The 11,113-nt window shown below is 39.7% G+C and carries 15 protein-coding genes; 4 read left to right on the top strand and 11 right to left on the bottom strand.

Going from position 1 to position 11,113, the window contains the following annotated elements:
• Window positions 1-105: 105 nt before the first annotated feature.
• The 8 genes from G6554_RS24590 to G6554_RS24625 form a co-directional block, all read right to left on the bottom strand.
• Window positions 106-549, bottom strand: coding sequence for a DUF6220 domain-containing protein (locus G6554_RS24590; protein WP_166246728.1), 444 nt, complete (start codon window positions 547-549; stop codon window positions 106-108).
• Between the two features lie 27 nt (window positions 550-576).
• The gene (locus G6554_RS24595; protein WP_166246729.1) at window positions 577-1,092 is read right to left on the bottom strand and encodes a hypothetical protein; all 516 of its coding nucleotides are present in this window, start codon (window positions 1,090-1,092) and stop codon (window positions 577-579) included.
• Between the two features lie 370 nt (window positions 1,093-1,462).
• A complete protein-coding gene (locus G6554_RS24600) occupies window positions 1,463-2,155 on the bottom strand; it encodes a response regulator (protein WP_166246730.1) in 693 nt (230 codons plus the stop codon).
• Entirely contained in the window at window positions 2,152-3,612 is a 1,461-nt protein-coding gene (locus G6554_RS24605) for a sensor histidine kinase (RefSeq protein WP_166246731.1), read from the bottom strand. The genes G6554_RS24600 and G6554_RS24605 overlap by 4 nt, the downstream gene beginning before the upstream one ends.
• Before the next feature lie 12 nt (window positions 3,613-3,624).
• The gene (locus tag G6554_RS24610; protein WP_166246732.1) at window positions 3,625-4,362 is read right to left on the bottom strand and encodes an ABC transporter permease; all 738 of its coding nucleotides are present in this window, start codon (window positions 4,360-4,362) and stop codon (window positions 3,625-3,627) included.
• Window positions 4,334-5,089 carry an ATP-binding cassette domain-containing protein gene (locus G6554_RS24615; protein ID WP_166246733.1) on the bottom strand — a complete coding sequence of 252 codons (756 nt, stop codon included), beginning with the start codon at window positions 5,087-5,089 and terminating at the stop codon, window positions 4,334-4,336. Before G6554_RS24615 ends, G6554_RS24610 begins: the two co-directional genes overlap by 29 nt.
• Window positions 5,090-5,163: 74 nt before the next feature.
• Window positions 5,164-6,033 (bottom strand): hypothetical protein, encoded by an 870-nt coding sequence (locus G6554_RS24620; RefSeq protein WP_166246734.1) that lies wholly within the window; start codon window positions 6,031-6,033, stop codon window positions 5,164-5,166.
• A gap of 246 nt (window positions 6,034-6,279) precedes the next feature.
• Window positions 6,280-7,029 (bottom strand): SAM-dependent methyltransferase, encoded by a 750-nt coding sequence (locus G6554_RS24625; RefSeq protein ID WP_166246735.1) that lies wholly within the window; start codon window positions 7,027-7,029, stop codon window positions 6,280-6,282.
• A 245-nt stretch (window positions 7,030-7,274) separates the two neighbouring features.
• Here G6554_RS24625 and G6554_RS24630 point away from each other — a divergent pair, with 245 nt between their 5' ends.
• A complete protein-coding gene (locus G6554_RS24630) occupies window positions 7,275-7,712 on the top strand; it encodes a MarR family winged helix-turn-helix transcriptional regulator (RefSeq protein WP_166246736.1) in 438 nt (145 codons plus the stop codon).
• Window positions 7,709-7,876 carry a hypothetical protein gene (locus G6554_RS24635; protein ID WP_166246737.1) on the top strand — a complete coding sequence of 56 codons (168 nt, stop codon included), beginning with the start codon at window positions 7,709-7,711 and terminating at the stop codon, window positions 7,874-7,876. Before G6554_RS24630 ends, G6554_RS24635 begins: the two co-directional genes overlap by 4 nt.
• Window positions 7,877-7,969: 93 nt before the next feature.
• Here G6554_RS24635 and G6554_RS24640 read toward each other — a convergent pair whose 3' ends face one another.
• The gene (locus tag G6554_RS24640) at window positions 7,970-8,518 is read right to left on the bottom strand and encodes a DUF3231 family protein (protein ID WP_166246738.1); all 549 of its coding nucleotides are present in this window, start codon (window positions 8,516-8,518) and stop codon (window positions 7,970-7,972) included.
• A 5-nt stretch (window positions 8,519-8,523) separates the two neighbouring features.
• Complete coding sequence (locus tag G6554_RS24645; RefSeq protein ID WP_166246739.1) at window positions 8,524-9,081, bottom strand: DUF3231 family protein; 558 nt, start codon at window positions 9,079-9,081, stop codon at window positions 8,524-8,526.
• 236 nt (window positions 9,082-9,317) lie between these two features.
• Between G6554_RS24645 and G6554_RS24650 the strand changes: the two genes are divergently transcribed.
• Both G6554_RS24650 and G6554_RS24655 read left to right on the top strand, forming a co-directional pair.
• Window positions 9,318-9,992 carry a response regulator transcription factor gene (locus G6554_RS24650; RefSeq protein WP_166246740.1) on the top strand — a complete coding sequence of 225 codons (675 nt, stop codon included), beginning with the start codon at window positions 9,318-9,320 and terminating at the stop codon, window positions 9,990-9,992.
• Window positions 9,989-10,984, top strand: coding sequence for a sensor histidine kinase (locus tag G6554_RS24655; RefSeq protein WP_166246741.1), 996 nt, complete (start codon window positions 9,989-9,991; stop codon window positions 10,982-10,984). Before G6554_RS24650 ends, G6554_RS24655 begins: the two co-directional genes overlap by 4 nt.
• Before the next feature lie 48 nt (window positions 10,985-11,032).
• On the opposite strand, the gene G6554_RS24660 is transcribed toward G6554_RS24655, so the two are convergent.
• The coding region (locus G6554_RS24660; protein WP_166246742.1) for an IS3 family transposase at window positions 11,033-11,113 on the bottom strand (81 nt) is incomplete at its 5' end.

An 11,113-nucleotide genomic window follows, 5' to 3' on the forward strand; every position in this document is an offset into this window, starting at 1 on the left:
GATGAATATATTATTCTATATACATTAATATTCTACATATTTAGAATATTAATATAAGGAGCCTAGCGGCTTTTTTTACATTTTAATACAAACACATTTTCATGTTTAACGCTCTTTCTTCCCCGGCATAAGCCACTTCCATGAGTGCTTCAATAAGTGCATGGAAATCCAAAATAATAGTAACGCATCAATGGTGTGCAACGCTCGGAGGGATCCAGAAAAATCTCGAATGGTCATGTGCTGCAAGGATGTAAGGACAAATAGACCAAGGGGCAACCAGCGAAGACCTCCACGAATTTTACCAAAAAATGATAATAGAAACATCAGAATGACTCCGAACTCAAAATAATTCGCGAATACTCGATGTAGCTGCCAATTATCTGAATCTACCAATAGCCCCAATCCTGCAAAAAATACTTGCAGGATAATACATACCACATAACCTGCCGCTAGCGTTCCATAGAAAAACCTACCTATACGCACGCGTGTTGATCCCATTCCTTCTTCACTACTTTTCATATTGTTCCTCTTTTTCTTATTTTCTACCACGTTTTTTCTCCTCTTCTTTTTCTAGCATTATCTGAATTTCATTTCTGTTTTCCGCGTTCCCCACGGTTTGAAAACCGAAATCACGAAAATCGAACAAAGTGATAGGATCTGTAGGATGATTCCAATCCAGAGCTGCCACTTGTTTACCGTAAACGCAGGATTTAATAGAGCACCTAACCCATCGTTGGTTGTCAGCGTAACCGCATTTAGCGTCAAAAAATACATGGCGATAGGTCCAAGGATGATTGAGAGGAGCGTTAAGCCCTCTTTGACGATTATCCAGTAAAATTTGAACAAACCCCATTGGGTCAGCACAGAAAGTAAAATTCCTGTTACCACAGTGCCAATTGTGGATGCACGTACAGATGTCTTTGCAAGCACATGCATGCTGGTATAACACGCTTTCAGCACACCATTATCATCCGTGGTGGCAGCAGTGATACTTAGTATCAGGAAAACGAATGCCACTCCCAGCATAATGGCGGAAAATAAAAGATGTAAAATCAGCAGCCATTTTCTCTTAGTAAGACTAAGCCTTCTCATACCTTAGATCTCCTTTCTACAAAACTATATCTCTTATTAATGTTAATAGATGTCTCTAAATGGACTCTAAACCAAATCTAAAAAAAGTATAAAAAAATCAATGGTGTTCTCCCAAAAAGACTAACATAAGCCTCAACTCTCAACCCTGTCATGGAAATAAAATTTAGAGAACAAGCTGTAGTCACCTAATAAAGGCGGTGTGAGCAGAGCTGGACTTCGCTTCATACAACTAGTGAAATGGATATTTCACTTAAACTGGTATAAATTGATCCGATTTTGCGACGCTCCGCCCCTTTTCCACAAAAAAAGCGGCCTACACTGAAATGTGTATAGGTCGCTCAAAACTCCATATAGTATATCTCCATCACCACTACACATTAAAGCGATACCCAACACCCCAAATCGTCTCAATATATTGCGGCTTTGAGGGGTCGGCTTCAATTTTTTCACGTAGTTTGCCAATAAAAACGGTTACCGTGGCATTGTCCCCCATGGAATCCAGTCCCCAGATTTTTTCAAACAGCTCGTCTTTGCTAAACACCCTGTTTGGATGAATAGCTAAAAATAGCAGCAGGTCAAACTCTTTCGAGGTAAATGGACTTTCCCTTTCATTGACAAATACTTTTCGAGATAACTTATCAATGCGAATGCCCCGGATCTGCACCTCGTCTTTTTGTCTAACCTGGTTATCTGTCATTAATCGGTCATACCGTGCAAGATGTGCTTTAACCCTTGCCACGAGTTCCCCGACACTGAAAGGCTTTGTCATATAATCGTCTGCACCTAGTCCCAGACCGCGTATTTTATCGATTTCTTCCTTTTTAGCAGAAACCATTAAGATAGGAATATTTTTCTTCAAGCGAACCTGCTTGCAGATTTCAAATCCGTCCGTTTTCGGAAGCATAAGATCGAGAATGATTAAGTCATATTCCTCTTCCAAAGCTTTTTTCAGTCCAAGATCCCCCGTTATGGCAAGTTCAACCTCAAAGCCGCTTGCTTCTAAATAATCCTTTTCCACTTCTACAATTACCTGGTCGTCTTCGATGATTAAAATTCGTTTCACTTTTGCTCACCCACCTTATCGGTCTTTGGCAGCATAAAATAAATGCTTGTCCCTTCCCCAGCTCGACTTTCAGCCCATACACGACCGTCTTGCCCTTCGACAATTTGTTTGACTATCGCGAGCCCAAGTCCGGATCCTCCTGATTCTGTATTCCTTGATGGATCTGCCCGGTAAAAACGATCAAAAATATGGGGTAATTCTTCACGATCCATTCCTAACCCGTTATCTCGGATGTGAACCGTTGCTACTTCCTCATGATCGAACAATTCAACCTTTATTTCCTTTTGATCCTTGTTCATGTATTTTAAACTGTTGCCAATGATATTCATCATCACTCTTCTTAGTTTTTCCCGATCGGCCATAACAAGCACTAGCGTTACGTTATTAGGGAAGAACGTAAGATTAATTTCTTCCATTCGAGGGTCAAGGCGCAGTTCTTCCACACAATCCTGCAAAAACACGGAAAGATCCATCACCTCCAAATGGAATGGCAGCCTCTTTAAATCAAGTTTTGAATACAATGTCAATTCATCAATCAATAGGTCCATATCTTCAGCTTTCTTCGCAATCATATTGATATATTTATCCCGTTTCACCGTGGTATCCGCAATCCCATCTTGAATGCCTTGTACGCAGGCTTTAATCCCGGTAATCGGCGTTTTCAAATCATGTGAAATGTTGGAGATTAATTCTTTACGGTTTTCTTCGTACTCAACCTGCAAATGAATCGACTCTTTTAGCCTGATTCGCATTTCCTCAAAGGATGCTCCCAGTTCTCCGATTTCATCATTCCGGTTTATCACCACTTCCTGTTCCAGGTTCCCTTCTTTCATTTGTTCCGCAGCTTGTTTTAGCGTGTACAACGGTTTAATGAAACTTCTGGAAACTAAAAAAGTCAGAAAGCCATTAGTCAGTCCAATGACCAAAAGCAGTGATACCACGAGCAACGGGAAAAACCTTCTTGCTTCAGTAAAAAAGGATTTTAAATCAGAAAGCAAATACACCGTACCAGCAGTGCCGTCGCTATAAGTAAGATCAAATTTTTTCATGGAATACCGACTTTTCCCCCAGCGTTCTCGCGTCTGACTGGTATGTAGCTCTTGGATCTCAGTATTTAGATGAAGTTTATTCACAAAGGGTGAAGTAAAGCTGACTCGATTATTCTTCATCACCACAAGTCCTGTTTGCAAACGATTCAATTGTTTGTCAGTGCTTTTCAAAAACTCCTTGTCAGTAAACCGGTCAGGGTCTGTTTGTGCCATAAACTGGACACCGGCAATCAGATCTTGACGCTGGTTGGCCGTTTCCCAAAAGACCGGCATCCTCTTACCACCCTCTGTACCTGCTATATCTTTATAAAAAGCTGAAACTAGCGTTGTCGCTATTAAAGCAAACAATACGATAGGAATAATGGTCATAGCAAGATAGGAAAGCAATAGTCTCCTCTTTATGGACATAGGTGCATCTCCTTAAAGCTGTTTTTTCTCGAACAGAATCAATCCTGCTGAATAAGCCATTATACAATAAGATCCTATCAAAATGAATGAATTAGTTAGTTTTGCAATGGATGCCCCGTTTCCAATCCAGAGAATATACCAGTTCGTATAAGAAAAGAGTGACCATACGGAAATTCCTGGGATAATGAATGGTGCAAGCTTAGCAGCAGCATAGATGAGAATCATCGTCGCCAAGGCTCCACTGCTTTTGTTGAAAAATTGAGAAATAAACACCGAAACGAAACCAATGGCCATGAGTGGGATAAACGCCACTCCATACGCCGTGACGACATCGAGCAAACCATTTGCGGTAGATCGATCTGGAAGCAACCAGCCCGAAATGATAGTTGTAATCATTAAAACCCCAAGTAAAATAGCAAGAAAAGTGGTAATAGCCCCCACTTTGGATGCAAACACTTTCGCCCTTGTAATGGGGCGAACAAGCCCGATCTTTAATGTATTGGATGCCACTTCACCTGAAAAAGATTCCGATGCTGACATAAACAAAAATAATGGCAGAATGAAGAACGTAAATAACCGAAGCATCAACATGGGAAGATTGCTGCCAAGCCCCAAAATATTATTTCGCAGAAAAAGAAGAATGATAACAGTAATAATTGGAATGAAGATGGAAATGAGCAGAAATCCTTTTGTCCTTTTATGTTTCCACAGTTTTTCCGTTTCATTTAACATATTGGCGATGAGCATCATGATCTCCTTCCTTATTTGTGTGTAGTTGTGAAACAATGTACTGTTCTAACGTAATGCCAGGCTTCACCAATTCATTCACCTGACCAATGCGGATGAGCCGGCCATTTTGCATGAGCCCGATTCGATTAACAATGAGACTAAGTTCATTCATCATATGGCTGGAAATCAGAAAGGTAACATTCTGTTCGTACGCTAACTCCTGTATCGTGTTTCGAAAAGCGACAATTCCTTCAATATCAAGCCCGTTTGTCGGTTCATCTAAAATCACGAGCTTTGGTTTTGACAGTAATACTGATGCCAATCCCAACCGCTGCTTCATTCCGAGTGACAGTCCCTTTACCCGCTCCTTCTTGTATGGAGCTAGACCTACCTGCTCCAGAACCTCATCAAGTCTAGTCTTTGGAAGTTTAGGATAAAACCGAGCCGATAGTTTCAAATTATCATATCCACTCAAATATTCGTAAGCATCTGCCGTTTCAATCATACATCCGACATGTTGCATCGCATGTTCAAACTGATCCGTCGTATTATTCCTAAATATCGAGACATTTCCATGATCTGGCCGGATTAACCCGGTTATGATTTTTAATAGAGTAGTTTTTCCAGCCCCATTTGGTCCAATTAGACCAAAAATATCTCCTCTGGCAATATCGATAGAAATATCACGAACACCACGACCATTCTTATATTGTTTAGTTACCCCATGTAATTCCAATACGGTATCCACTTCCCCATCACTCCTTCCTCAGGTGCCCATTACGTGAGGACAACCGGACGTTTTCTGTCCGGCTGCCCTGCCTTTTAGTGACGCCAACCACGCCTCATTCCCTCATTTTTGATTTCTACTATTTTCTTACCCGTTATATCAATCCGTTCTGGTACGGTTTTATTAAAATCAGAGTAATCGACATGAATGTTAATAGTCAGTTCATGGTCTTTTCCGGATTCATCTGTGCCATGAATGGTTAGTTTTACTGTTTGCTCTTCAAGCATATTTTCTGTGCTAATTTCAGCAGCCATATCGATTTTTTCAACCTTACTATTGTCCGAAAGTCTCGGCATATTAGCCATCCAGTCAGGGGCTTTTTCGTTATTTTCGTGAATCGCCATCTTAGAAACAATTAAGGATTCCACTGTATTCACTACTGCAGGAACCTGGTCTCCGGAAAGATGTAGTTCCGCACGCTTGCTCCCGTCTGCTTGATTTTCGACCGAAGCAAGTTCCTTACTATTGCCTAGCAATACCCCGATTACATGCTCCATTACTTTTGGAGAATTCGAATGATTTCCCTTATACTGCCATTTTGGTGTATTTATTTTCTTGATTTTATACACATCCTCTTCACTGCTTTTAAAAATGAGCTTTTCATCTTGTCGAAACACATTAATCGAGTGCTGTTCAGTAGAATCACCTATGGTTGCGGCCATGCTCCCTGCTTTCTGATCCTTATTGACCTTTAGGTCGGCAGCTCCTGTAACAAGCCTTTTCCCGTTATCCGTAATGGTCAAATCAACATTTGTTGTTATGCTTGTTTTTGCCTTCGTATTTTTCAGTGCTGTTTTGTACGCATCATATCCATTTGTGTTCGCCATTGCGGAAAAACCGCTTACCAAAAGTAGTACCGCCCCGATTCCTAATCCTGTTCCCGCTGTTATCCATTTCTTCTTCATCGGTAAACCTCCTAGAATAATCATTATAAAGCCTTGGCTACCTCTGCCTTCGAGTCAGGCTTGCCTAAGCTCTCTGTCATTCATCATACCTCCCATGTCTAAACCGCCTCTAAAGCAATTCTAAAAAAAGTATAAAATCCACCAGAAAGATGATAAAAAAAAGCCGCCATTAAAGGGGCATCCCTTTCATGGCAGCTTGGCTATGAGCGATTTCAATCAAAATGATATAATACATCCTTACTAATCCTAGGTTCGGAACAAATACAGCCCAAATCCCAGTGTATCTCTGCCCCATTTCAAATAAGTTCGTCTCCATGCTCGGATTCGTACCAACATGGCGTCATGATCCGGATCGTTGGGATTTTCGTGACAATAATTTTCGATTGAGGAAGAATAAAGCCATTCGTAGTCATCCCAATCATCCTCATTTGCTACATAGGACCATAGCGGAACGAACCCTAATTCTTCGCCCGTTCTCACATTCTCGGCATGACTTTTCAATTCAGACTCCTCCGCACCGCCGAGAGCTTGCAAATAATCAGCACTAGGCCGCTGTTTCCAATAACCCTCACCTATTAGAATGTAGCCGTTTTTCTTTACGAGATGCTTCATATATCGTAGTGTGGATTCTAGTCCCCCTAATGCGTGAGTGGATCCGATACACATGGCTAAATCAAATCGCTCTTTTTCACAGTCCTCGACTGCCACCTTGGCATCATCGACAATAAACGCAATGCTGCCTTCAGGAATCCTGTTACTAGCATTTCGTTTGGCTTCCTCGATGGCTCCATCATACAATTCAATGGCAGTACCTGATATGTTGTACATATCTACAAGACGAATCAACAGTTCGCATTTTCCTGCGCCAATATCTATAACCTTTTCTTGCGGCTTCAATGATACCATATCGATCATTTTCATCATTTTTGCTTCATTTATGGGGTTACTAAATGCATGATGACGATGGGCAATGGCAGAAAATCTATTTCTATCCAAATAAAAATCTCCTTAATCTCTTGTAAAGTGGAATCAAATTATTTCCTCAATTCCCATTATTTCATTTTAATTTATGGATTTCATTCATGCAACTTGAAAAAGCCCACCAAATATAATAGCACCTCTTTGATTTGAATAAGGTGATATTTTATTTATAGTAAATAAATTTTTACCATAAATGAAATATTATCTTGCTAACATTCAATTATAGTAATATTATTATTACTATACAAGGAGGAATATTTATGACCGGAGAGATTGCAAAAGAATATATTACTTTGATTCCCAATCTATTTGGAAGTTTTAGCGAATTAAACAAGGATTCAGTAGGTTTAACACATATGCAGAACCATGTTATCGAGTTTATGTATATGCAACAAAAAGCATTGAACCTTAAAAATATCAGTACAGGTTTAAATATAGCAAAACAACAATTAACAAATGTTATTAGTGATTTAGAAGCAGGTGGATATTTGGTAAAAGTTCCTGATACGAAGGACAAACGTGCTGTCTTAGTATCCCTTACACCATTGGGCAGAGAAATTGTAGAAAAGAAGTGGAAGAAGATTTATCTAAAGTTTAGTCAAAATCTGACCAAGTTAAGCGATGAAGAGCGTCTTGATTTACAGTTTGCCCTTCATAAAGTAAATGTATTATTAAAGAAAATGGAGGATGAGGTATGAGTCAAAGACAGAGAATTTCAATCATAGGTGTAGGTGTAATTATGGGTCTAGTACTAGGGGTGATTTTTAAAGATATGTATAAGTGTTTAATTACCGGAATCATCGTATCATCAGGTATCACCGTAATGCTAAGCCAACAAGCGAAAAAAACAACCCGTTACTAATCAATTATAGGTATAGCAATGCAACGAATCGGGGAACGATCCCCCGATTCCTCCACAGGAAGCCTGTGAACATTAGACACTTTTTGTCTTGTATCATGGTTTCGGTAAACCTGGCGGATAATAGTATGGTGGAACTTTGAGCCATCCCCGTTTTTTTACCAGGGCTTTCAAAGTTGCTCCAAATGTCATATATTCTTGTAAAAGTTCAATCCAAATCAACTCAACATCTGTACGTAAAGCTTGGATTATGGCTGTTGCACAAAATGTAATACCCAAAACAATTTTAATATTAAGGCTGTTGGCAAGTTCATCCTCTGTTAACTTTACCCCTAGAGGAATTTCGGTTGGCTCTGAGATTGGTTTCGATTCACTTAATGACGGGAAAGGAACACCTTCTCCTTTCATAAAGGTCATGATCCTTTCTTTCTGTGATGTGAACATCTGTAATGCTTCCTGAAAGGCTTTCCTTAATTCAGGGTCCGTTGTACTGTTAATTCCTACTTCAGTATGGACTTGTTCGTCTGCTAATTCTGAAAGATAGGACCAGAAATCCATGACTTCACCGACATGTAATGGCGGTTTTGGTTCTTCATCAAACAACGATTTCACAACATTTTTAACGGATTCTGTTACGTCAGGCACATTCTTCACCGTCCTTCTTTTGGTAAACCCGATGAGTAATAGGGTGGTGGAACTTTAAGCCATCCCCGTTTTTTTAACAATGACTTAAATGTAGTTAAAAATGTTATCAGTTCTTGCAAATATTCAGCCCATATTAAACCAACATCACTACGAAGAGTTTGAGAGGAGGAAGTGGCACAATTTGAAATCGCCATCCCTACTTTTTTCTTCAGACTGTTGGCAAGTTCAATATCTGTCAACCTAACACCTAATGGAACATGATTAGGGTCTGAAATTGGTTTCGATTCACTCAATGGTGGAGAAGGAACCCCCTCCTTACGCATAAATTCGCTCAGTCGTTCTTTCTGAGACTTGAACATCGTTATGGCTTCATGAAGTGCCTTCCTCAATTCAGGGTCAGTTGTGCTATTCATTCCTGCTTCCGTCTGCACATGTGTCTCGGCTGCTAATGCTAAATAGGTCCAACATGACATGGCTTCACCAATATGTAAGGGCGATTTGGGTTCATGGTCAATAAAAGATTGCACGACACTTTTAAGTGCTTCTAATACATCTGGACACATACTACACCTTCTTTCTTTTTAATACATTTCCCTACAAGTTTTTTAATCATACAAAATTGTTACTTTGTTGCTAGACCTTCTTCGTCCTCCACTTTATGAGTTGCTTATTATTGTTAGCAATTTTATCTCTTCAATACCGAATTATCACTTGCCATAACGGTCAGTCCTCCCCAAAAAAACCACGATGATTGTGCTAAAATAAATGTAATACCATTTAAACGAATTTGAGGGATTCCATGTATAGAATAATGATGATTGAAGACGATGAAAAAATAAGACGAATTGTTGCTGATACGTTGAAAAAGTGGCAGTATGATGTTGAGGAAGTGACCCAATTTGATCAAGTTCTAACAGAATTTGAGCGGACTGATCCACATCTTGTTCTACTAGATATCAATCTTCCTATTTTCGATGGATACTACTGGTGCCAGCAGATTCGCACAGTTTCGAAAGTGCCTATTATCTTCCTCTCCTCCAGAAATCAGAATATGGATATCATTATGGCGATCAATATGGGTGGGGATGATTTTATCCAAAAACCCTTTGACCTGGATATTCTTGTAGCGAAAATCAGTGCGCTCCTTCGCCGAAAATATACCTATCAGGAAGATGCGAACTTTCGATTCATCCATCGGGGCTTGAAATTAAATATGACCAATTCAACCATTGAATATACTGGGAAAAGCACGGAGTTAAGCCGCAATGAATTCATCCTTTTACAAATAATGATGAGGAATATCGGGAAAATCGTTACCCGCGAGGACTTAATGCAGGCACTATGGAATGAAGATCAATTTGTCGATGATAACACACTGACCGTGAACGTGAACCGGATGCGCAGGAAAATCGCTGTGCTTGGATTGGTGGACTTCATTGTTACCAGGAAAGGAATGGGGTATTTGATCGAATGACCTTCCTTCGCTTTCTACTCTATGAAAAACCTTATATATATCTATACCTAGTTGGTTTCCTGATTTCTGCAGCGGTATTTTTTACCGATACTAATGGGGATTTGGCATGGGGAACATTTTTCTATGCTTTCACCCTTTATTTTATTGTGCTGCTGGGATTCTTATTATTCCGTTATCAGCAAAATGTTCGGGGAATCCGTTATATGAAAGATGTGGATTATGAAAGTTTGTCGCTGGAAGGTGAGTTTGCAAAAGCACATATCGATGAACTTACACGTGAGCATATCCGCGAAATCAATCAGATTCAAGAAAGAAAAAATGAGCATTATGATTTTATCATTTCCTGGTTCCATGAGATCAAAACTCCGATTGCCGTTCTCCGACTGTTACAACAAACTGATATGAATACCGTTAGTGTAAGGGAAGAGATTGCCAAAATCGAAAATTACGTTGATCAAGCTCTCTATTATGCCAAACTTGATAGCTTTAATCAGGATTACGATATTCAAAATTGTGACATTATCCAAATTTCCAAAGAGAATATTAGAGCACATTCAAAAACCTTTTTTTCAAAAAAGATCCGTATTGACATCCAAGCAGATTCATTAGCAGTACAAAGTGATCCGAAATGGCTGCAGTTTATCATCAATCAGTTGTTGACGAATAGTTTGAAATACACAGATCAAGGTGGGGAGATTACCATCTCAGCAATCGAAACTCCAAAGGAAAAACAGTTCCTCATTTTGGATAACGGGATTGGTATCACTCAAAAAGACCTACCGCGCATTTTCAATCGTGGTTTTACCGGAGAAACGGGACGCACGCATGCAAAGTCGACCGGAATGGGGTTATATTTAGCTCAAAGCTTATCAAATAAGCTCGGCCATTATATTAGCTGCACGTCAGAAGTTGGAGTGTATACTCAATTTATTATTCATTTTCCGAAGAATGATGATCCGTATTTAATAAGGCAAAAAACACACGATGAGTAAACTGAAGTGCCCCCTGTCAAGTAGACAGTGGAAATAATAAAAAGGTGCTTAAACGGCTTTAGCTCTATATTCCATAGGGCTGAGGCCGTTTAGTCGTTTTTGATATCTATCATGATTATAGAAATGTAT

It is taken from the genome of Bacillus sp. MM2020_4 (assembly GCF_011250555.1).
Lineage (GTDB): Bacteria > Bacillota > Bacilli > Bacillales > Cytobacillaceae > Neobacillus.

Bases quoted from the DNA above. Each gene is read 5' to 3' on its own strand.
- G6554_RS24595 (WP_166246729.1), bottom strand. From the start codon at position 1,092: ATGAGAAGGCTTAGTCTTACTAAGAGAAAATGGCTGCTGATTTTACAT.
- G6554_RS24605 (WP_166246731.1), bottom strand. From the start codon at position 3,612: ATGTCCATAAAGAGGAGACTATTGCTTTCCTATCTTGCTATGACCATT.
- G6554_RS24610 (WP_166246732.1), bottom strand. From the start codon at position 4,362: ATGATGCTCATCGCCAATATGTTAAATGAAACGGAAAAACTGTGGAAA.
- G6554_RS24620 (WP_166246734.1), bottom strand. From the start codon at position 6,033: ATGAAGAAGAAATGGATAACAGCGGGAACAGGATTAGGAATCGGGGCG.
- G6554_RS24630 (WP_166246736.1), top strand. From the start codon at position 7,275: ATGACCGGAGAGATTGCAAAAGAATATATTACTTTGATTCCCAATCTA.
- G6554_RS24635 (WP_166246737.1), top strand. From the start codon at position 7,709: ATGAGTCAAAGACAGAGAATTTCAATCATAGGTGTAGGTGTAATTATG.
- G6554_RS24645 (WP_166246739.1), bottom strand. From the start codon at position 9,081: ATGTGTCCAGATGTATTAGAAGCACTTAAAAGTGTCGTGCAATCTTTT.
- G6554_RS24650 (WP_166246740.1), top strand. From the start codon at position 9,318: ATGTATAGAATAATGATGATTGAAGACGATGAAAAAATAAGACGAATT.
- G6554_RS24655 (WP_166246741.1), top strand. From the start codon at position 9,989: ATGACCTTCCTTCGCTTTCTACTCTATGAAAAACCTTATATATATCTA.